Genomic DNA, 21,246 nt, shown 5'->3' with positions numbered 1-21,246 from the left:
TAGCTTTACATCTTGTTAACTTGACTCGCCGCCTGAAATTCCCTAGCGTTGAAAGAGGTAGCTGTGTGGTCACAGCGTTCTTCGTGGCAAATTGACTGGCGTAATATGCTTACACAACCATCCGGCCGCAGGAGCGAGGCGCGTGGCCAGCCTCAGACAAACCAGCGTGAAGAAGGCGAGGACATCGGCGCCGAACACGAGGCCGCGATGCTGCGCCTGACGCAGGACCAGATGCTGGTCAATCAGGCGCTGGTGGAAAAAATCTTCGCCTGCGAACGGGCCGAAGCAGCCTTGCGCGCGTCCGAAAAGAAACTGCACGACCTGCTTGCACACCAGCTCGCCACGCGCGAAGACGAACGCAAACGCATTTCGCGCGAGCTGCACGATACGCTGGGCCAGAACCTGCTGGCGCTACGCATGGACATCGTCATGATGCACCAGGAAACCACCAGCCGGCACTACCGCCTGCGCGACCGCATCGGCGCCGCACTCGACAACGTCGACGTCACGCTGCGCTCGGTCAAGCAGTTGCTGGGCGAACTGCGTCCCTCGGGCCTGGAACTGGGGCTGCTGGCCACGGTCGAGATGGAATTGCGCAAGTTTACCCGCGCCAGCGGTATTGCCTGCGAGCTGAGCGGCAATCCCGGCATCGACGACCTCTCCATCGGCGAAGAAGAAATCGTGACCCTTTACCGGGCGCTGCAGGAGTGCCTGAACAACGTGTTTCGCCATTCGCTGGCGAGCCGGGTGAATGTGCGCCTGGAGGCGCACGACGACAGGCTGGAGATGAGCATCGTCGACAACGGCATCGGCTTCGATCCCGCCGCGCCGCGCAAGGCAAACAGCTTCGGCCTGCTCGACCTGCATGAGCGCGTGGCCCGCCATGGTGGCAAACTCATCGTGAAGGGAGCGCGCGCGCACGGTACCGAGGTGGTGCTGGACATTCCGATCGCGACCGCCTCCGCAGATTCTTCCGGCCCTCCTGCAATCGGATAGAATGATGTCCTAAACACATCCATTCACCCGGCCGGGACGTGGCGAATTCATCGTCGACGGGCCATGTTGCTGTTGACTGAACGTCATGCCCATACCGACCGAGCTGTTCGCAACAATGACAGGCCGCCTGGCGCCAGGGGGCGGTCCGGGTACGGCCATGGATGCAATCGTGGTATGGCGTGCGTTGTTCAAGAAGTTCGGCCCCTTGATCGGGCCACTCAGCACGGAGCTGCTGTTCGCGCGCAGCCTGGCCGCGCACGAAAACACTTTCCCATGGCTGCCCCAAGCCGTCTCGGGCGCACTGCGGCCGCTGTTCGAAGAGTTCGAACGCTGCCTCGACAACCGCACGCCTGAAGAGATCGTCGCTGCGAACACTGCCTTGCTGGCGACCTATACGACCGGCTTGAACGAGCTGATCGGCGCGGGGCTGGTCACACGCTTCCTGCAGGCGACATTCCCACATGATGAATCCAACAAGAATACTTAGGAGTATGCGGCATGACCGACAAACTTGACCTGCGCCCGCTGGCGACGGGCGTTCCCGGACTCGATACCATCCTCGGCGGTGGCCTGCCCGAATTGTCGTTCAATATCATCGGCGGCGCCCCCGGCAGCGGCAAGACCACCTTTGCCCAGCAAATCATGTTCGGCCTGGCCACACCCCAGCGTCGGGCCCTGTTCTTCACCGCCATGGGCGAGCCGCCCGTCAAAATGCTGCGCTACCAGCAGCAGTTTTCCTTCTTCGACTTCGACAAGGTCGGCGACGCGGTCAACTTCATCAGCCTCGCGGCCCAGGTCGAGGAAGGCAATTACGATGCCGTGCTGGCGCAGATCCTGGAGGAAGTGCGGATGCACTCCCCCAGCCTGGTATTCATCGATTCCTTCCGCTCCTTCATGCAGGGCGCGCGCGGCGACCAGCAGGAAGTGGCCGCGCTGCAGACCTTCGTGCAGCGCCTCGTCGCCCACATGACGACCTGGAACGCGACCAGCTTCCTGATCGGCGAATACACGACCAACGAGGCCGACCAGAACCCGATCTTCACGGTGGCCGACGGCCTGATCTGGCTGAACCAGTACGTGCACCGCAACGCCATGTCGCGCAAGCTTCAGGTCATCAAGATGCGCGGGCAACAGCAGCGCCCCGGCCTGCACGCGTTTCGCATCGGGGACGCCGGCATCGAGATCTTCCCGCGGATCCTGCCGGCACCGGAGCCGATCGGCGCCGTCCCGCCCCTGAAGGAACCGGTGGGCCTGCTCTCGAGCGGTGTGCCGGCGCTTGACGAGATGTTCGGCGGCGGCATCCCGGCCGGCTATTCGGTCCTGCTCGTCGGCCCTACCGGTTCGGGCAAGACCCTGCTGTCCACCGAATTCCTGGCCGCCGGCGCAGCCGCGGGCGAAAAGGGCGTGATCGCCCTGTTCGAGCGCAGTCCGAGCCAGATCATGAACGAGAAGCTCGACGCCATCGTGCGTTCCGGCCAGGTAGCCATGATGAGCGTGCGCGCGCTCGACCTGTCGGTCGACGAGATGCTGCACGAACTCAGCGGCATGATCGATGCCACGGGCGCCACCCGCGTAGTGCTCGATTCCCTCTCCGGCTTCGAGCTGGCGATGGCACCGGAATACCGCGAGGACTTCCGCGAATCGCTGTACCGCATGGCCACCGTGCTGGGCGCGAAAGGCGTCACCGTCCTGATGACGAGCGAAATGGAAGACCGCTACCAGGAACTGCGCTTCAGCCCTTACGGTAACGCGGTGCTGGTCGACGCGGTGATCATGCAACGCTATGTCGAATCGCAGTCCGAACTGTCCACAGTGATTTCGGTCATCAAGGTACGCGGTCGCAAGCACAGCCGGCAGATCCGTACCTTCGAGATCACCGACGACGGAGAAGTCCGGATCGGCCAGGGACCGGCACCGTTCGACGGGGTATTGCTGGGTAGTCCGCACGCCAGGCATTCATAGGCAACAAGCGCGTGCCTGCACAGGCCGCCCGACAAACGACGACGCCAGCCTTGTGCTGGCGTTTTTTTGTTAAATCACAACCGAAAGTTTCATCTCGTAACGAGGCAATGATGGTCCGGCAAGGCATATTGATAATAATGAATTCCCAATAGAAATGCGCTTTGTCGGAATACTTTACACGTATGTACGAAAGTGAAATTTCATACCGCTAGTAAATTGATTCTAAAGAAAAATTTTTTTAGGCATGAGGATTGCTTTACTTCAAGTCCATCCGTCTCATGACATTTTGTCGAAAGAGTAACATGCCCTTTGTTAAAACATTTATTTGTGCCGCAGCCTTCGCGCTCGGTACGACCGGTGCCGCAATCGCGAGTCCGGTCCTGAACAATTGGGTCTTCAATCCGACAGGTGGCGGCTTTGCTGGTGGCCAGGTAATCAATGAATACCTGGACATCAACGGCAACGCTTTCATCCAGTTGACCCGTACTGGCGGCAATTCCTTCTCGTTCAAGGAAACGGCCGTCTTCAACAGCATTCAGGCGGACAGCAACGGCCGGCTGTTCCCGCTGAATTACCCCGGCGGCAATATCACGGCCACCTTCGAAGCGACCGGCAACGGCGTGTTCGGCGGCGCCTTCAGCTTCGGCGGCGGCACCATCCGCATGTACCAGAACCCCGTCAACAACCAGTACGCCGGCACCAGCGGTTACTATGGCGCGAACCTGGGCGAGATGATCGCCGAGTTCAACGTGCTGGCCGGCGGCGGCGGCCTGGTTGATTCCAATGGCAGCCCGACGACGAACGGCCAGGTCAGCGTGTTCGCGCAGGCGGCACCGGGCATGCTCGACGCCGGCTACTTCTTCAACAAGAACGGCCGCGACCTGTCGACCGAGTCGATCCTGTCGTTCGCCTTCACCAATGCGAATACGGTCGGCTCGCCGACCCGCCGCCTGGTGAGCGAAGTGGGCTGCCAGTTCGCCGGCTTCACCGGCCCGGGCTGCACGACCGGTACCACCTACCGCAACCGTCCGGGCGAGTATTTCTTCATCAGCTCGAATGGCCAGTTCAAGCTGGCCGAGCTGAACGAAGTGCCGGAACCGGGCTCCATCGCCCTGTTCGGCATCGCCCTGCTGGCCGCCGGCGCGACGGCACGCAAGCGCAAGACCCTGCAGAAGTAAGCGGCGAAGCGCACATAAAAAAAGCGGCCTCGGCCGCTTTTTTCGTTCCCGCAGCTACCGCTCAGCGGATCGCGGTCGGAAAAAACAGCTGCTCGCCGGCCGGCTTGAACGCGGCGATGCGCGCCTGCCCTTCGTTCGAGGTGATCCACTCGATCAGCTGCTTCGCGCCCTTGTAGTTCACCCCCGGGTGCTTCGCCGGATTGACGGCGATGATGCCGTAGGGATTGAACATGCGCTTGTCGCCTTCGACCAGGATGGCGAGGCCGGTCCTGGCTTTGTAGGCGCCATAAGTGGCGCGGTCGGTCAGCGTGTAGGCGCGCATTTCGGCGGCCATGTTGAGCACCTCGCCCATGCCCAGGCCGGCCGACACATAGCGCGCGCCCGCCGGCCTGGTGCCGGCCGCCTGCCAGTAGCCCTTCTCCATCACGTCGGTGCCGGAATTGTCGCCGCGCGAGATGAACTTCACCCCGCTGGCCGCGATCTTGTTGAAGGCGGCGATCACGTCCTTGTTGCCCTTCACCCCGGCCGGATCGGACTCGGGACCGACGACGATAAAATCGTTGTACATCACGTCGCGGCGGTCGACGCCCCAGCCATCGAGCACGAACTTGTCTTCCAGCGCCCGCGCGTGCACCAGGGTCACGTCGACGTCGCCGTTCTTGCCCAGCTCGAGCGCCTTGCCGGTGCCGACCGAGATCACGTTGACCTTGATGCCGGTCTTCGCTTCGAAGGCCGGCAGCAAATACGCCAGCAGGCCCGAGTTCTCGGTGCTGGTGGTGGTCGACAGGCGCAGCACGTTCTGCGCCATGGCGAAGGGCGAAGCAAGGCCGGCGCACAGCAGGACGGCGAGCAGGTTACGGCGTTTCATCGGTTTCTCCTTTGTTGGTGCGGTATTCGAGATGCCCGTCGCGCAGTTTCAGGCGGCGTACGCCGGGCAGTCCGATCAGGTCGCGGTCATGGCAGGCCATGACCACGGTCGTGCCCTGTTCCATCAGGGTCGGGATCAGCGCGATCACCTGTTCGCGCGCCGCGCCGTCGAGGTTCGCGGTGGGCTCGTCGAGCAGCAGCAGGCGCGGTTGCAGCACGCGCGCCCGCGCCAGCGCCACGCGCTGCTTCTCGCCGCCGGACAGGCGCGCCGGGTCGGTGCCCTGCAGGTAGCTTACGCCCGCCCAGGCCATCGCATCTTCCACGCGCTGCGCAATGCGCGCCTTCGGTTCGCCGCGCGCCGCCAGGCCGTAGCCGATGTTGTCGGCGACGCTGGTCGAGAACATGATCGGATGCTGGTGCACGTAGACGATGGCCCGGCGCAGCGCCGCCGGGTACGGGTGCAGCGCGACGGGTGTGCCCTCGAAGGCGGCACTCGCGACCTGCGCGGTGTCGAGCCCGGCCAGCACGCGCAGCAGCGTGCTTTTGCCGACGCCGTTGGCGCCGGTCAGTACATAGGCGCTGGCCGTCTCCAGGGTCAGCTCGTCGATGTCGAACAGCAGGCGTTCGCCATGGCGCTTTTTCAGGCCGCGCACGGTCATGAGCGCACTCATGTTCTTCCTCCCGCCGTATGCGCTTCGCCCTGCAGCAGCATCAGGGCCCCGTTCATCAGCAGCGCCAGCGCCACCAGCACGATGCCCAGCGCGATCCCCTGCGCGAAGTCACCCTTGCTGGTCTCGAGCGCGATCGCGGTCGTGATGGTGCGCGTCTCGCCTTCGATGTTCCCGCCCACCATCAGGGCGCAGCCGACTTCCGAGATGACGCGTCCGAAGCCGCTGATCACGGCCGCCATCACGCCGTAGCGCGCTTCGTGCAGCACGGTGGCCATGACCCGCCAGCGCGAGGCGCCCAGCGCCCGTGCGGTCTCGGCATAGCGGGCGTCGAGCGCCTGCACCGCCGCCAGCGTAAAGGCCAGCAGCACCGGCAGGCCGACCACGAACTGGCCGAGAATGATGCCCGACTGCGAGAACAGCCATTCCAGCGGCCCGAGCGGACCGCGGCGCGACAGCAGCAAATACAGCAGCAGGCCAATCAGGACCGTCGGCAGGGACAAGGCGCATTGCGCCAGCCAGATCGCGATGCGGCGGCCCGGGAAGCGGTGCATCGCGATCGCGTAACCGAGCAGCACCGCGGGCGGCGTGGCCAGCAGCAGGCCGATGACGCTGGTTTTGAGGGAGACCCAGATGATGCGCCACAGGGCCGCGTCGCCGGAAAACAGCAGCGCGAAGGCGTGCGCCGTGGCGTCGAACAACGGCATGGATGGGCTACACTGCGGCCGGCCGTGCGGCGGGGGGAAGCTCGAGCAGTTCGGGCTCAAAGACGAGCCGCTCCTGCCCGGCCAGCAGCAGGAAATGCTTGCCGGTGCAGCGCGCCAGCAGCGACATGCCGACCTTCTCCGCCACCATATGCCCCATCTGCGTGGTGCCCGAGCGCGACAGCAGGAAGGGAATGCCCATCTGGGCACCCTTGATCACCATTTCCGAGGTCAGGCGGCCCGTCGTATAAAACACTTTATCTTCGCCGCGCATTCCCTCCAGCCACATCAGTCCCGCGATCGCATCGACGGCGTTGTGGCGGCCCACATCCTCGACGAAATACAGCAGCTCGCCCGTGTTCGAGAACAGCGCGCAGCCGTGCACCGAGCCCGCCTGTTTATAGATCGATTGCTGGGTGCGGATGGTCTCGACGATGCGGTAGACCACCGACTGTTTCAATCTCGCCTCAACAGGCAGCGCGATCTTGTCGACTTCATCCATCAGCCCGCCGAAGACCGACCCCTGGCCGCAGCCGGTGGTGACGACCTTCTTCGCCGTGCGCTCTTCGACGTCGGCGATGCCGTTGCGGGTAACGACCGCCACCGCATCGACCGACCAGTCGACCTGCACCGACACCACGTCCTCGATCGAGCGCACCAGGCGCTGGTTGCGCAGGTAGCCCAGGGTCAGGGCTTCGGGCGCGCCCCCGAGAGTCATCAGGGTAACCAGCTCGCGCTTGTCGACGTACACCGTCAGCGGGCGCTCGGCCGGAATCGAGATCGTCGATGCGCGGCCTCGCTCGTCGAGCACGCTCACCTCGTGGGTAAGGTGGGCGCGTGCATCGGAGAGGATCGGGCGCGCATTTGGTAAAGACGGTGGCAGGTCGGGACAGTTCATGTTGCCAATTGTGCCATGCCGGCCAGGATTTGGCCGCCACCGTAGCTGCTCTGGTGTGCGACCTCCCCGCCCGGCGTGACTTTAATTGCGCAATACTTGAACTCCGGGATCTTCCCGTAGGGGTCGAGCGCGGCATTCGTCAGCCGGTTGATCGCCGCCTCGTAGTAGCAGAACGGGACGAAGATCGCCCCTACCGGCGAGCTGTCGTCGGCGCGCGCATACAGCACCACTTCGCCACGGCGCGAGGCGATCGTGATCGGCGCGCCCGGTGCGATGCCAAGGCGTTCCAGGTCGAGCGGGTGCACCAGGGCCACCGGATCGGGCTCGATCGCGTCGAGCACGGTGGCACGGCGGGTCATGCTGCCGGTATGCCAGTGCTCGAGCTGGCGGCCCGTGATCAGCACCATCGGGTATTCAAGATCGGGACGCTCGTCGGCCGGGATGATATCGGCCGGCACGAAGCGCGCCTTGCCTCCCTCGCGCGGGAACTGGTCGGTGAACACCACCGGCTGACCGACGTCGCCCTCGTTCATGCACGGGTAGACGACGGCGCCATTCTTCTCCAGGCGCTCCCAGGTGATGCCGCCGATGCTGGCCATCGTGTGGCGCATCTCGTCGAAGACTTCCGACACATGGCCGTAGTTCCACGGCAGGCCGAGGCGGTTCGCGATCTGCTGGATGATCCACAGGTCCTGCTTCGCGTCACCGGGCGGGTCGATCGCCTGCCGGCCCAGCTGGACCAGGCGGTCGGTATTGGTGAACGTGCCGGTTTTTTCCGGGAAGGCGGAGGCCGGCAGGATCACGTCGGCGAGGTAGGCGGTCTCGGTCAGGAAGATGTCCTGCACCACCAGGTGTTCCAGGGCGGCCAGCGCGGCGCGCGCGTGGTTCGCGTCCGGGTCGGACATCGCCGGATTTTCGCCCATGATGTACATGCCGCGGATCTGGCCATGGTCGATCGCATCCATGATCTCGACCACGGTGAGACCGGGCTTCGGATCGAGGGTTGCGCCCCAGGCCTTCTCGAACTTCTCGCGCGCGGCCGGGTTGTCGACGCGCTGGTAGTCCGGCAGCATCATCGGGATCAGGCCGGCATCCGACGCACCCTGCACGTTGTTCTGGCCGCGCAATGGGTGCAGGCCGGTGCCGGGACGGCCGATCTGGCCGGTCATCAGGGCAAGGGCAATCAGGCAGCGCGCATTGTCCGTGCCGTGCACGTGCTGCGAGACGCCCATGCCCCACAGGATCATCGATCCCTTCGAGGTGGCGTACAGGCGCGCCACGTAGCGGATGGTCTCGGCGTCGATGCCGCAGATCGGGGCCATCGCTTCCGGGCTGTAGTCGGCAACGTTCGCTTCGAGGTCGGCGTAGCCGACCGTGCGGCTGGCGATGAAGTCGGCGTCGACCAGTTTTTCGGTCACGATCACGTGCATCATGGCGTTCAGCAGCGCCACATCCATGTCGGGCTTGAACTGCAGGTAGCGGTGCGCGTGGCGCGCCAGTTCCGAGCGGCGCGGATCGAGCACGATGAGTTTCGCGCCCGTACGCACGGCATTCTTGATCCAGGTGGCGGCCACCGGGTGATTCACGGTCGGGTTGGCGCCGATGATGAGGATGACCTCGGCGCGTGTCACGTCCATCACCGGGTTCGAGACGGCGCCCGAGCCGATCCCTTCCAGCAGGGCCGAGACCGAGGAAGCGTGGCACAGGCGCGTGCAGTGGTCGACGTTGTTGGTGCCGAAGCCGGTGCGCACCAGCTTCTGGAACAGGTAGGCCTCTTCGTTGCTGCCCTTGGCCGAGCCGAAGCCGGCCAGCGCATTGCCGCCATGCGTGTCGCGGATGGCGGCCAGCTTGCCGCCGGCCAGCGCCAGCGCTTCTTCCCAGGTCGCTTCGCGGAAGACGTCCAGTACGCGGTCCGGGTCCATCGTGAACTCGCCGTTCTTCGGCATGCCTTCACGGCGGATCAGCGGTTTCGTCAGGCGGTGCGGATGGTGCGCGTAGTCGAAGCCGTAGCGGCCCTTGACGCACAGGCGTCCCAGGTTGGCCGGGCCGTTGCGGCCTTCCACGTACAGGATCTTGTTGTCCTTGATGTTATAGGTCAGCTGGCAGCCGACGCCGCAATACGGGCAGACCGAGTCGACCTGTTTGTCCGGGATGTTCAGCGCCACCTCGCGCGCCGGCATCAGGGCGCCGGTCGGGCAGGCCTGCACGCATTCGCCGCAGGCCACGCAGGTGGAGGCGCCCATCGGGTCGTCCTGGTCGAACACGATCTTCGCGTTCTCGCCGCGGAATGCCAGGCCGATGACGTCATTGACCTGCTCGTCGCGGCAGGCGCGCACGCAGCGGGTGCACTGGATGCAGGCATCGAGGTTGACCGTGATCGCGGCGTGGGTCGCATCGATCTGGGGCTGGCGGCGGGTGGAAACGAAGCGCGGCTTGCCGACGCCGAGTTTTTCGGCCCAGAGGTCGACTTCGTTCTTGCGCGTGTACTCGGCTTCCGGCATGTCGGCCAGCAGCAGCTCGAGCACCATCTTTTGCGCGGACACGGCACGCGTGCTGTCGGTGCTGACCTTCATGCCCTGGCTCGGGTGGCGGCAGCAGGATGGCGCGAGAACGCGCTCGCCGTCGATCTCGACCATGCAGGAGCGGCAGTTGCCGACGGCCTCCAGGCCTTCCTTGTAGCACAGGCGCGGGATCTCGATGCCCTCGCGGCCTGCGACCTCGATCAGGGTCTCGTGCGGCAGCGCCTCGACGACACGGCCATTGAGTTCGAACGAAACGGTACGGATAATCGCATTCATGATTTCACTGCCTCCAGCTCGTGCGGGAAGTACTTGATGACGCAGTCGAAGGGATTCGGCGCGGCCTGGCCGAGGCCGCAGATCGACGCGTCGCGCATCACCTGCGACAGTTCGCCCAGCAGCGGCACGTCCCAGACCGGCTTGTTGATGATGTCGAGCGCCTTGGCGGTGCCGTTGCGGCAGGGCGTGCACTGGCCGCAGGACTCGTCCTTGAAGAAGGCGAGCGTGTTGCGGGCGGCGGCGCTGGCGCTGTCGCGATCCGACAGCACCACGACGGCGGCCGAGCCGATGAAGCAGCCGTAGGGCTGCAGCGTATCGAAGTCGAGCGGGATGTCGCCCATGCTGGCCGGCAGGATGCCGCCCGAGGCGCCACCCGGCAGGTAGGCATAGAAACTGTGCCCGTCCTGCATGCCGCCGCAGTATTCATTGATCAGTTCCGTGATCGTGATGCCGGCCGGGGCGAGTTTGACGCCCGGCTCCTTGACGCGGCCCGAGACCGAGAACGAACGCAGCCCGCGCCGGCCGTTGCGGCCGAAACTGGCGAACCAGTCGCCGCCGCGTTCCAGGATCTCGCGCACCCAGTGCAGGGACTCGAAATTGTGTTCCAGCGTAGGACGGCCGAACAGGCCGACCTGCGCCACATAGGGCGGACGCAATCTCGGCATGCCGCGCTTGCCCTCGATCGATTCGATCATGGCCGACTCTTCGCCGCAGATGTACGCTCCCGCGCCGCGCCGCAGGTGAATCGGCGGCATGCCCTGCACCGGCGGATCAAGACGCAGTTTTTCGAGCTCGGCTTCCAGCATGGCGCGGCAGCCGTGGTATTCGTCGCGCAAATAAATGTAGATGGCCTCGATGCCGACCGCCCAGGCGGCGATCAGGGCGCCTTCCAGGAAGCGGTGCGGGTCACGCTCGAGGTAGACGCGGTCTTTGAAGGTGCCCGGCTCGCCTTCGTCGATGTTAATCGCCATCAGGCGCGGGCCGGCCTCGGCACGCACGATGCGCCATTTGCGGCCCAGTGGGAAACCGGCGCCGCCCAGGCCGCGCAGGCCGGAGGCTTCCAGCGTGCCGATCACCTGTTCGACGTCGCGCAGGCCTGCGACGCAGTCGCGCAGCAGCTGGTAGCCGCCGGCGCGGCGGTAAGTCGCATAGTCGGCATGGCCCGGGATCTCGTCAGGCGTCACTCCGGCGGCTGCTTTCGCGGCCACCTTCTCGGCCGTCGCATGCGGGACCGCATGCTGCCCCACCACCGCCGCCGGCGCCTGTTCGCAGCGGCCGATGCAGGGCGCTTCGAGCAGGCGCACCTCGCGGCCGAGCAGCGCCGGGAGTTTGTCCAGCAGTTCGCGGGCGCCCGCCATCTCGCACGAGAGGCCGGCGCAGACGCGCACCGTCAGTGCCGCCGGGGCGGCTTCGCCTTCCTTGACCACGTCGAAGTGGTGGTAGAAGGTGGCGACCTCGTAGACCTCGGTCTGCGCCAGGCGCATTTCTTGCGCGAGCGCGGCCATGTGGGCGCTCGACAGGCAGCCGAAATGGTCCTGGATCTTGTGCAGGTGCTCGATCAGGAGGTCGCGCTGGGTTGACGCGCCGCCGAGCAGGGCCTGGACTTCGGCGAGGGCCTGCGGGTCGACGCGGCGGCCTTTCGGGGCTTCGCGTTTGCGCTGGCGGCTGGCGCCGGCGTTGGCGACGGCGATCGGGATGATGGGGTGGTTCATGATTCGTCCCAGTTGTTCGATATTACGTTGGTTGGTCGTTGATGCCGCGGTGTTGCGAACGGTGCACCGCGTGGAGTCAGGACTCCACCCTACGAACTGTTGTGCACCGTAGGGTGGGCTCCCGAGCCCACGCGTTCACCGCCAGAACAGCGATTACTTGAACAGCACCGCCGCCTTCTGCAGCGTCACCCACACGCCGAACATCAGCGGAATGCCGACCGCCAGCCAGGCAAAGGCCGTGACCAGCGGGCTGCTGGCGGCACTGCTGCCGCTGCCGCCGCCGACGCGGGTGCCGCTCGCGGCGGAAACGTCGCGCTCATGCGCCAGCTTCTTCTCGGCCGCCAGTTCGGCGTCCGTCATGAAGTGCTTGTCGGCCAGCGGGCGGATCATCGTGTTGAGCACGATGCCGACGACGATCAGGCCGGCCAGCACGTACATCGTGATGTCATAGGCTTGCGCCTTCGGTACGCCATGGGCGATCTGGTACTCGCGGATGTAGTTGATCAGGATCGGACCCAGCACACCGGCCGCGGCCCAGGCCGTCAGCAGGCGGCCGTGGATCGCGCCCACCATCTGCGTGCCGAACAGGTCGGCCAGGTAGGCAGGCACGGTCGAAAAACCGCCGCCGTACATCGACAGGATGATACAAATGAAGCCGACGAACAAGGCCAGCTGGCCGGCGTGCGCCATCGACGGAATCGACACGTACAGGAAGAAACCGAGGATCAGGAACACGAAATAGGTCGCCTTGCGGCCGATGTAGTCCGAGCACGAGGCCCAGGCGAAGCGGCCGCCGATGTTGAACAACGACAGCAGGCCGGTGAAGCCGGCGGCGATCGCCGCGATCTGGCTCTTTTGCGCCGCGTCGAGGTCGTTGAAGCCGAGGTCGACGCCGATCAGCTTGCCGCCGAAGACTTCCTGCAGCAGCGGCGAGGCCATGCCCAGGATGCCGATGCCGGCCGAGACGTTCAGGAACAGCACGCCCCAGATCAGCCAGAACTGCGGGATGCCCCAGACGCGGCTGGCGTGCACGTGGCGCGCGGTGATCATCGTGTTGGCAGTCTGCGCCGGCGGGGTCCAGCCCGCAGGCTTCCAGCCCGAGGCAGGCACGCGGTAGGTCAGTGCGCCCGCTACCATGAAGACGAAATAAATCGCGGCCAGGGCCAGGAAGGTTTCCCAGACGCCGACCGAGGTGGCGGTAGCAAAATGCTTCATCAGCTTGTCGGCCAGCGGGGCGCCGATCATGGCGCCGCCGCCGAAGCCCATGATGGCCATGCCGGTCGCCATGCCGCGGCGGTCCGGGAACCATTTGATGAGCGTCGACACGGGCGAGATGTAGCCGAGGCCGAGGCCGATCCCGCCGATCACGCCGGAACCGATCCACATCAGCCAGATCTGGTGGGTGTAGATGCCCAGGCTTGAAATCACCAGGCCGCCGCACCAGCACACGGCCGACACGATACCGGCCTTGCGCGGGCCGGCGTGCTCGAGCCAGCCGCCGAACAGCCAGGCAGCCAGGCCCAGGAAGACGAAGAACAGCGTGAACATCCAGCCGAGCATCGAGATCTTCCAGTCGCAGGTGGTCGAGAAGATCTCGGCCATGAAGCCCATGTCGGCCGCGCAGGCGCGCGACTCGGTGATGCCGATCGCTTTCGACAGCGGCAGCCAGAACACCGAGAAGCCGTAGGCCATGCCGATGCACAGGTGGATCGCGAGCGCCGCCGGCGGCACCAGCCAGCGGTTGAAGCCCGGTCCCGCGATGGTGCGCTCTTTACTTAGAAAATCGAATAAACCCATTGTCCCCTCCGGTTTTTATCATTCCTGAATATGCTTTTTTAAGCATATCTATCAGGCATCTTTTATTGCCTGCGGAGGGTAACATGATGTTTTTCGCAGCGAAATAGGTTATTTTCAGCATATGCTCAAAGTTCATATCCGTCCACATTGGGAAATCAGCGTCAAGGGCGAGAGCCCGCTCGATACCAAGGACCTGCTGGGCTTGCTCCTGTCGATCCAGGACACCGGGTCGATCGCGCAGGCGGCAAAGAGTGTCGGCCTGTCCTACCGCTATGCCTGGGGTTTGCTGCGCTCGGCCGAAAGCCTGTTCGGCGAACAATTGCTGCAGACGGGGCGCGGACGCGGCACGAGCCTGACGCCGCTGGCGCAGAAGCTGGTCTGGGCCGACCGCCGCATTGCGGCGCGCCTGTCGCCGACCCTGCACAGCCTGGCCTCGGAGCTGGAAGCGGAACTGGGGCGCATCACCGCCAACAAGCTGCGCACCCTGCGCATGGACGCCAGTCACGGCTTCGCGGTGGCCGCGCTGACCGGCTGCATCGACCGCGACGCCCTGCCGCTCGACCTGCGCTACCGCACCAGCACTGACGCGGTCGCCGCGCTGGCCCGGCGCGAATGCGACCTGGCCGGCTTTCACATCCCGCTCGGACGCTTCGAGGCGCAGACGATCGCCTGGTACCTGCGCTGGCTCGATCCGAACCAGCACTGCCTGGTGCGCGTGGCGGACCGCGAGCAGGGCCTGATCACGGCGCGCGGCAATCCGCTCGGCCTGCGCGGCCTGGCCGACCTGGCGCGCCCCGAGGTGCGCTTCGTGAACCGCCAGGCCGGCTCCGGCACGCGCATGCTGCTGGAGATGATGCTGGCCGCCGACGGCCCGCCGCTCGAATCCATCAACGGCTACAACAGCGCCGAGTTCACGCATTCGGCGGTGGCCGCCTACATCGCCAGCGGCATGGCCGACGCCGGCATCGGCATGCGTGCCGCGGCCGCCCAGTTCAAGCTCGATTTCCTGCCGCTGGTGCGCGAGCATTATTACTTTGCGCTGCGCCGCGACGCCGTCGACGAACCGATCATGCGCCAGCTGCTCGAGCTGATGCGCGATCCCTCCTACCACAAGTTGGTGGCCGCCCTGCCCGGCTACGATGCCGGCGGCACGGGTGAACTGGTGTCGATCGCCGAGGCTTTTTCGCTTCAGGCATAGGACAAAACAGGTGCTGGCGTCGCTTCTGCGAAGGTCGACAAACCACTCCTGAGTTTCCTCAATTAAGCGGTCTCGTCCATCGATAGATTGGAGTCTTTGCGCGCACGCCGTGCGGACAGGGACGCCATGCTCAACAGATATTTCATCACGCTCGGCGCGCCCACCACGGCCGGCGGCAAGGTGACTTCAAGCAGCCGCTTCGAGACCATCAACGGCGCGCCGCTGGCCGTCGAAGGTGACAGCTGCTGGTGCCCCGCCTGTCTGTCCGAAGGCGTGATCCGTCCCGACGGGCCACGCCTGTCCGAATCGATCGACGGCCGCCAGGTCGCCCTGCACGACGACCTGTGCATCTGCAAGTGCAAGCCGCCGCCGCGCCTGGTCGCTTCGCAAGCCTTCATGTGCCAATCGATCGACAGCGACTGGTATGCCGGCCAGGAGGCCGCGGCCGCGCAGGCGGCGGCGCAAGCCAACGCGGCAGATCTCGATGTTCCCGAACTGGAGGACCTGCCGCTGGCCCTGATCGATCCGGGGACCATGGAAGCCATCACCGGGCTCCCTTACCGGCTTGACCTGCCAGGCGCGCAGGGCATGCTCGATCACAAGGGCTGGACCGAGCCCTTGAGCGAGACCGAACGGGATGCAGGCGTCATCGTGCAGCCGCATGCAGCCACCGACTGAGACGGGACCGTCCGTGTCCGCCAGCTATGTCCCCGGAGCGCCGAATCCCTGGTTCGCCAGGCACACCTACCACGGCATTCCCGTCTACCGGAACATCAAGCCGATCCGGGAATGCAAGCTGCATCACTGTGTCGGGCCCGGGGCCACCGTGGAGCGGGCCATCGCCGTGCCCATCCTCACGCCCGAGCATCTATGGAGCACCTTCCAGGCCGAGGCCGAGGAAATCCTGAAAGTGAACGGCAGTTTCGAGGGCAACGACCGCGAGAGGAATCGGCGCATCAATGCGGCCTACGCCAAATTATGGCTGGCCGATCATCGCTTCCAGTGGGCGGGACTGGCGGCGTTCGCCTCGAAGCAGGTCGGTTGCGGGCTGCTGCATTCTGCCGAGCTCAGCGAAAAGAACCGCCGCGTGCGCGAGCAGGTGGGGCGGGCCTTCGCCGCGTATCCCGGCGCCGGGGCATCGACCATGGTGCAGTCCACCACGGAGGCAGCGGCACAGTACATGTACCGCAAGCTGGGCTTCGGGAATGCGCACCTGTTTTTGGATATTTATCCGCTGCACAGGTTTTTCATGGAGCGGGGATGGGAGGAGTTCAATACCTATCTTGCCAAGCGGCAGAACGATAAGTATCCGGTGCATTGGGCGGTCAACAGGAACACGCTTCGGTTTGGGACGCCATTTGCCGAGATTAAGGAAGGATTCCGACTCATCAATTCAGGCGACCTGAAGCGAAGCGTTGATCAGCTTGCCCAGCATGAGCAAGTCAATATTTTGCAGAGGATTATGTACAACGATCCCGTCTTACAGCGATTACTCGCAATGAACCAATATGCCTGGGCGATTGAATTTCCAACTGGTGACTACGAGGAGATCAAGCTGACCCTGTCGGCCGAGTGCCGGGCCAAGCAGGGCTTCACTTCCTGGTTTTCCCGAAACAAGAATGCGGAGCTGTGGGTGGTCGAGCAGCGCATGCAGTTCGTGCTGACCGCCGCCAGACAATTTCATGCTCTCTTGCACGGCGCCGAACGCCCTTACGTCGAAGCATCTATCCGTGCGATCTCCGCTGGCGGAGGTGTCGCATGAGGCGCAGCTATCAACGCATTGCCATACTCGCCGGCCTTATCGCTACGGCCATCTGCTGGCATGCTCGCCCTCCTGAGCCGACCGTCCTGGCCTTTCGCCTTGGCCAGACTTTCGAGCAGGTCGTCAGAGATTCCAGCTATCCAGCGCTGAAGCGCTCAAACCGCCCCAGAGACGACTGGGACGGAAACAAGTTCGGTGCGATCTGGGTCACGGAACCATCCGTGATTGTCCGGTTCACCGATCCGAAACATGGGTTCACGCTCCCGCCTACTAAATTCGCCGCCCTCAGCTTTTCGGAAAACCAGGCGATCACCCTTGCCACCTCGCCGATGCTCGACCCACTGCCTTTCGACGAGGCCGTTGCCATCCTGGAAAATCTGCAGAATCAGTTCAAGGCAGGGGGCTGGGAACCCTGGGCGCGGAACGACAGCACCTGGTTCGACCTGACTCCGGAAGGAAAGAAGAGGCTTTATGCGCGGATGTTCAGGCCGGGATACATGGAATCGACCGATTTGCGTGTTCCTAATCTTTACGGAATGATTTTCCGGCTGAAATGTACTGAAGGTTGCTGGACGCGAGAACCGCCGTACCTTTTTCTCATCGATATCGGCCTCGGCGATGACGTATATGGCTGGAAGCCAGGTCAACCGCTGCGTTGGACGCTGCCCGAAAAGGCACTCACGGGCAGCAGCGTGCAATGAAGTCGCGCTATCGCCGAGTCAGCATGCCGGCACCGGACATTGCCAACGAGCGCTCGATGTCCGCCAGCTTTTCCCCGGAGCGGGAAGCATCCGCGAGAGCGTCGAGCATATCGCGCGACATGAGCAGGTGAACATCCCACAAAAGATCATGTACAACGATCTCGTGCTGCAGAAATTGCTTGCCACGAACCAGTATGCCTGGGCAACCGGATTTCCGACTGGCGACCATGAGGAGATAAAGCTGACTTTGTCGGCCGAGTGCCGGGCCAGGACAGGCTTTACTGCTTGGTTTCCACAGAACAAAGACGCAAAGCTGTGGGTCGCTGAGGAGCGCATGCAGTTCGTGAAGCAGGCAGCAAAGCGATTCGGCCAGCTCCTGAACAGTCCCGAGCGTCCCTATGTCGAGGCGTCGATCCGGGCGATCGCCGCTGGCGGAGGCGTCGCATGAAAGGCTGGTATCGATTCCTCGTCATGTCATCGTGCCTCATCCTCACCGCCTTCTGGTGGCGTTCTGGCACATCTGAACCGACCCTCCTCTCTTTCAGACCCGGGCAATCCTTCGAAGGGGTGGTGAAAGACTCCACCTTCCCAGTCCTGGCGCGATCCAATATCCCGGATGCCGACAGCGGCTGGGGTGCGACCTGGGTCACCGAGCCGGCGGTCATCATCCGCCTCAACGATTCCAAACATGGGTTCACCCTGCCCCCGACTAAGTTTGCTGCGCTGAGCTACCAGCGGAATGTTGTCGCTACGCTTGCAACGTCGCCGATGCTCGATGCGCTACCTTTCGAGGCCGTGGCCGTGCTCGACAACCTGCAGAACCAGTTCAAGGCAGGCGGCTGGGAACCCTGGGAGAAAAACGACAGCGTTTGGTTCGACTTGTCCCCGGAGGGCAGGAAGCGGCTGTATGCAAGGATGTTCGAACCGGGCTACGCACAGGAGGCAACCCTGCGCATCCCCAAGCTGTATGGCATGACTTTCCGGCTGAAGTGCAATGAAGGCTGCTGGACGCGGGAACCGCCCTACCTCTTCCTCATCGATATCGGTCTCAGCGACGACGTGTTTGGCTGGATGCCGGGCAACGCGGAGGGGCCTCAAGCTGCCGCCATGAGCGGCAGTGTGAAATGAGACTCCGCAAGCGGCCGGGGGCGACCTGGATCACGGAGCCAGCCGTCATCATCCGACCCAACGATTCCGAACATGGGTTCACCCCGCCTCACCGCCGCCGCTTCTTCCAGTCGTAATCCGGCCCCGTCACATCCACCCCCGGATGCCCCACCACATCCGGATGTTCCGAACACATCGTGATGAAGCGCACGCCCTCGCCTTCGCGCTGGCGCCGCCGCAAGTCTTCCATGAAGCCCATCGCCTTGACCATCTCCTCGGTGCCGAAACCCTGGGCGTGTGGACGGCAGTCGGTTTCCTCAATAATGGTCCAGTACACCATGTACATACAAGCGCTCCAGAAAGCGTTTTGACGGAATTGCTGAACAAACAATCTTGCCAACAATTTTGCGCGCCTCGTGGAAACAGAAGCGCACGGTTTCGCAGCAGTTAGCAGATATTTAGCAGAGGAAATGGATACGAAGCCAAAAAGTAGGACTAGTCCGAAATGTCTCTTATATGTTCGCCGTTTCACATAACAGGCTGCGCAGGACCGTTAGTCTAGGGCCTGTTTCATAAATAGTAGGTATTTCTCATGAACATCGACAAGCAGATCCAGCCTGAGACCGCAACCGAGCTGGCGCTTTGGGGCGGCCTTGAATGCACGGTCAATCGTGTACGCGACAATTACTTCAGTCAAATGGAACGCAATGGCCACGCAGACCGCGTGGAAGACATCGAACGCTTCGCCTCGCTCGGCATCAAGGCGATCCGTTATCCAGTCCTGTGGGAGCGCACCGCTCCGGACGGCATCGACAGCGCCGACTGGTCCTGGTCCGACGCCCGCCTGCCCGCGCTGCAGCGCCTGGGCGTCACCCCCATCGTCGGACTGATCCACCATGGCAGCGGTCCCGAACATACGAGTCTGGTCGATCCGGCCTTCCCCGAAAAGCTCGCCGAGTACGCCGGCGCGGTAGCCCAGCGCTACCCCTGGGTCGAGTACTACACCCCCGTCAACGAAATCCTGACGACGGCGCGCTTTTCCGGTCTGGCCGGCGTCTGGTACCCGCACGGAAAGAGCCACGCGACTTTCGTGCGCGCCCTTCTCCATCAATGCAAGGCCACCGTGTTGTCGATGCGCGCGATCCGCGCCGTCAACCCGGACGCCAAACTGGTGCAGACCGACGACCTCTCGAAAACCTACGGCACGCCCGAGATGGCCTGGCTGGCGAACTTCTTCAACGAACGGCGCTGGCTGGCCTGGGACATCCTGTGCGGGAAGGTCGATCCCGAACACAAGCTGTGGGACTACCTGATGGGGGCCGAGGCCACGGCGGAAGAACTGCTCTGGTTCCGCGAGAATCCCTGCCCGCCCGACATCATCGGCGCCAACTACTATGCCACCAGCGAGCGCTGGCTCGACCACCGCACCGAACGCTATCCGCAGGACCGCGTCCACACTTACGACGGCCACCTGCATGCCGACATCGAGACCCCGCGCGCGCTGGCCACGCCGACGCCCGGCATCGGCCCGCTGCTGATGGAAACCTGGGAGCGCTACGGCCTGCCAATCGCGGTCACCGAAGCCCACATCGACGCCAACCGCGAAGACCAGCTGCGCTGGCTGCTCGAGATCTGGAACGCCGCCGGCAAGGCCAAGGCGGCCGGCGCCGACATCCGCGCCGTCACGGTCTGGGCGCTGCTCGGCTCCTACGACTGGAACTGCCTGGTCACCGAATGGCGCGGCTATTATGAGCCGGGTCCGTTCGACGTGCGCGGTCCGCAACCGCGGCCGACGGCGCTCGCCAACATGATGCGCGAACTGGCCAGCGGCCGTCCGCTGTCGAACCCGGTGCTGCAGGGCCAGGGCTGGTGGCGCCGGCCGGGCCGCTTCTTCTGCAAGCCGGTCGCCACGCGCACGGCGGTGGCCGACATCGCGGTGCGCAGCCAGTTCAAATCGAACCACGTGCAGCCGATCCTGATCACGGGCGCCACCGGCACCCTCGGTTCGGCCTTTGCCCGCATCTGCGAGCGGCGCAACCTGGCGCACCACGTGCTGACGCGCCAGGAGATGGACATCACCGACCCGGCCTCGGTCGAAGCGGCGATCCAGCGCTTCAAACCCTGGGCGATCATCAACGCCGGCGGCTATGTGCGCGTCGACGAAGCCGAACTCGATGTCGAGGGCTGCATGGACGGGAACACGCACGGCCCGACGGTGCTGGCCCTGGCCTGCATCCGCCACGCGCTGCGCTTCATGACCTTCTCGAGCGACCTGGTATTCGACGGCGCCAAGGACACGCCCTATGTCGAATCCGATCCGGTGGCGCCGCTGGGCGTCTACGGCCGCAGCAAGGCCGAGTCCGAGCGCCGCGTGCTGGAAGCCGATCCGCAGGCACTCGTGATCCGCACCAGTTCCTTCTTCGGTCCCTGGGACAAGCACAACTTCGTCACCCAGGCCCTGGCGGCGCTGAAGGCCGGCCAGCCGTTCACGGCCTCGAACGACCTGGTGGTGACCCCGACCTATGTGCCGGACCTGGTGAACGTCAGCCTCGACCTGCTGATCGACCGCGAGCGCGGCGTCTGGCACCTCTCCAATGGCGAAGCCGTGACCTGGGCCGAGCTGGCGCGCAAGGCCTGCGCGGTGGCCGGCGTCGATCCGCGCACCCTGCAGGAACGTCCAGCGACGGAGCTGGGCTACGTGGCGGTGCGTCCGCACTACTCGGCCCTGGGCAGCGAACGCGGCATGCTGCTGCCTTCGCTCGACGACGCGCTGGGACGCTACCTGCATGCGCTCGAGGAGCACGCGGTCGACGACGGCGCGATGGTGGGGGAAGCGGCGCATTACGCGCGCTGAGGCCCTCCCCGGCTGGTACAGGGCGGTTCTGCCGAACGCCCTGC

General features: G+C 64.4%; 19 protein-coding genes. 11 read left to right on the top strand and 8 right to left on the bottom strand.

What is annotated here, in order from left to right:
• Positions 1 to 105 precede the first annotated feature (105 nt).
• The 4 genes from LPB04_RS09785 to pepA all read left to right on the top strand — a co-directional run bounded on the left by LPB04_RS09785 (position 106) and on the right by pepA (position 4,136).
• Positions 106 to 996, top strand: a complete 891-nt coding sequence (locus tag LPB04_RS09785; protein WP_193688487.1) for a sensor histidine kinase — start codon at positions 106 to 108, stop codon at positions 994 to 996.
• Positions 997 to 1,153: 157 nt separating this feature from the next.
• Positions 1,154 to 1,483, top strand: coding sequence for a hypothetical protein (locus LPB04_RS09780; protein ID WP_193688486.1), 330 nt, complete (start codon positions 1,154 to 1,156; stop codon positions 1,481 to 1,483).
• 11 nt (positions 1,484 to 1,494) lie between these two features.
• Positions 1,495 to 2,958 carry an ATPase domain-containing protein gene (locus LPB04_RS09775; RefSeq protein ID WP_193688485.1) on the top strand — a complete coding sequence of 488 codons (1,464 nt, stop codon included), beginning with the start codon at positions 1,495 to 1,497 and terminating at the stop codon, positions 2,956 to 2,958.
• A gap of 302 nt (positions 2,959 to 3,260) precedes the next feature.
• The gene (gene pepA, locus LPB04_RS09770; RefSeq protein WP_193688484.1) at positions 3,261 to 4,136 is read left to right on the top strand and encodes a flocculation-associated PEP-CTERM protein PepA; all 876 of its coding nucleotides are present in this window, start codon (positions 3,261 to 3,263) and stop codon (positions 4,134 to 4,136) included.
• 61 nt (positions 4,137 to 4,197) lie between these two features.
• On the opposite strand, the gene LPB04_RS09765 is transcribed toward pepA, so the two are convergent.
• The 7 genes from LPB04_RS09765 to LPB04_RS09735 all read right to left on the bottom strand — a co-directional run bounded on the left by LPB04_RS09765 (position 4,198) and on the right by LPB04_RS09735 (position 13,580).
• A complete protein-coding gene (locus LPB04_RS09765; RefSeq protein ID WP_193688483.1) occupies positions 4,198 to 5,004 on the bottom strand; it encodes an extracellular solute-binding protein in 807 nt (268 codons plus the stop codon).
• Complete coding sequence (locus LPB04_RS09760; protein ID WP_193688482.1) at positions 4,991 to 5,674, bottom strand: ABC transporter ATP-binding protein; 684 nt, start codon at positions 5,672 to 5,674, stop codon at positions 4,991 to 4,993. Before LPB04_RS09760 ends, LPB04_RS09765 begins: the two co-directional genes overlap by 14 nt.
• On the bottom strand, positions 5,671 to 6,378 hold the full coding sequence (locus tag LPB04_RS09755) for an ABC transporter permease (RefSeq protein WP_193688481.1): 708 nt from the start codon (positions 6,376 to 6,378) through the stop codon (positions 5,671 to 5,673). Before LPB04_RS09755 ends, LPB04_RS09760 begins: the two co-directional genes overlap by 4 nt.
• Positions 6,379 to 6,385: 7 nt before the next feature.
• The gene (locus tag LPB04_RS09750; RefSeq protein ID WP_193688480.1) at positions 6,386 to 7,273 is read right to left on the bottom strand and encodes a formate dehydrogenase accessory sulfurtransferase FdhD; all 888 of its coding nucleotides are present in this window, start codon (positions 7,271 to 7,273) and stop codon (positions 6,386 to 6,388) included.
• Positions 7,270 to 10,071 carry a formate dehydrogenase subunit alpha gene (gene fdhF, locus LPB04_RS09745; protein ID WP_193688479.1) on the bottom strand — a complete coding sequence of 934 codons (2,802 nt, stop codon included), beginning with the start codon at positions 10,069 to 10,071 and terminating at the stop codon, positions 7,270 to 7,272. Before fdhF ends, LPB04_RS09750 begins: the two co-directional genes overlap by 4 nt.
• Positions 10,068 to 11,783 (bottom strand): NAD(P)H-dependent oxidoreductase subunit E, encoded by a 1,716-nt coding sequence (locus LPB04_RS09740; RefSeq protein WP_193688478.1) that lies wholly within the window; start codon positions 11,781 to 11,783, stop codon positions 10,068 to 10,070. Before LPB04_RS09740 ends, fdhF begins: the two co-directional genes overlap by 4 nt.
• A gap of 153 nt (positions 11,784 to 11,936) precedes the next feature.
• Positions 11,937 to 13,580: an OFA family MFS transporter gene (locus tag LPB04_RS09735; RefSeq protein WP_193688477.1), complete on the bottom strand. Its 1,644-nt coding sequence runs from the start codon at positions 13,578 to 13,580 to the stop codon at positions 11,937 to 11,939.
• A 121-nt stretch (positions 13,581 to 13,701) separates the two neighbouring features.
• On the opposite strand from LPB04_RS09735, the gene LPB04_RS09730 reads away from it, so the two are divergent.
• The 6 genes from LPB04_RS09730 to LPB04_RS09705 all read left to right on the top strand — a co-directional run bounded on the left by LPB04_RS09730 (position 13,702) and on the right by LPB04_RS09705 (position 18,369).
• Positions 13,702 to 14,778 (top strand): substrate-binding domain-containing protein, encoded by a 1,077-nt coding sequence (locus tag LPB04_RS09730; protein ID WP_193688476.1) that lies wholly within the window; start codon positions 13,702 to 13,704, stop codon positions 14,776 to 14,778.
• 126 nt (positions 14,779 to 14,904) lie between these two features.
• Positions 14,905 to 15,456 (top strand): PAAR domain-containing protein, encoded by a 552-nt coding sequence (locus LPB04_RS09725; protein ID WP_193688475.1) that lies wholly within the window; start codon positions 14,905 to 14,907, stop codon positions 15,454 to 15,456.
• Between the two features lie 13 nt (positions 15,457 to 15,469).
• Positions 15,470 to 16,540: a DUF2515 family protein gene (locus LPB04_RS09720; protein WP_193688474.1), complete on the top strand. Its 1,071-nt coding sequence runs from the start codon at positions 15,470 to 15,472 to the stop codon at positions 16,538 to 16,540.
• Positions 16,537 to 17,241 carry a hypothetical protein gene (locus LPB04_RS09715; RefSeq protein WP_193688473.1) on the top strand — a complete coding sequence of 235 codons (705 nt, stop codon included), beginning with the start codon at positions 16,537 to 16,539 and terminating at the stop codon, positions 17,239 to 17,241. Before LPB04_RS09720 ends, LPB04_RS09715 begins: the two co-directional genes overlap by 4 nt.
• Positions 17,159 to 17,689 (top strand): DUF2515 family protein, encoded by a 531-nt coding sequence (locus LPB04_RS24440; protein WP_407943888.1) that lies wholly within the window; start codon positions 17,159 to 17,161, stop codon positions 17,687 to 17,689. Before LPB04_RS09715 ends, LPB04_RS24440 begins: the two co-directional genes overlap by 83 nt.
• Entirely contained in the window at positions 17,686 to 18,369 is a 684-nt protein-coding gene (locus LPB04_RS09705) for a hypothetical protein (RefSeq protein ID WP_193688471.1), read from the top strand. The genes LPB04_RS24440 and LPB04_RS09705 overlap by 4 nt, the downstream gene beginning before the upstream one ends.
• Before the next feature lie 88 nt (positions 18,370 to 18,457).
• Here the strand turns inward: LPB04_RS09705 and LPB04_RS09700 are convergent, their stop codons facing one another.
• The gene (locus tag LPB04_RS09700; RefSeq protein ID WP_193688470.1) at positions 18,458 to 18,694 is read right to left on the bottom strand and encodes a hypothetical protein; all 237 of its coding nucleotides are present in this window, start codon (positions 18,692 to 18,694) and stop codon (positions 18,458 to 18,460) included.
• A gap of 246 nt (positions 18,695 to 18,940) precedes the next feature.
• Between LPB04_RS09700 and LPB04_RS09695 the strand changes: the two genes are divergently transcribed.
• A complete protein-coding gene (locus tag LPB04_RS09695) occupies positions 18,941 to 21,202 on the top strand; it encodes a family 1 glycosylhydrolase (protein ID WP_193688469.1) in 2,262 nt (753 codons plus the stop codon).
• The last annotated feature ends 44 nt before the right edge of the window (positions 21,203 to 21,246 follow it).

The organism is Massilia litorea (genome assembly GCF_015101885.1).
GTDB lineage: Bacteria > Pseudomonadota > Gammaproteobacteria > Burkholderiales > Burkholderiaceae_D > Telluria > Telluria litorea.
The sequence above is the reverse complement of the archived record's forward strand: the minus strand, read 5'-3'. Positions and strand labels throughout refer to the sequence as shown.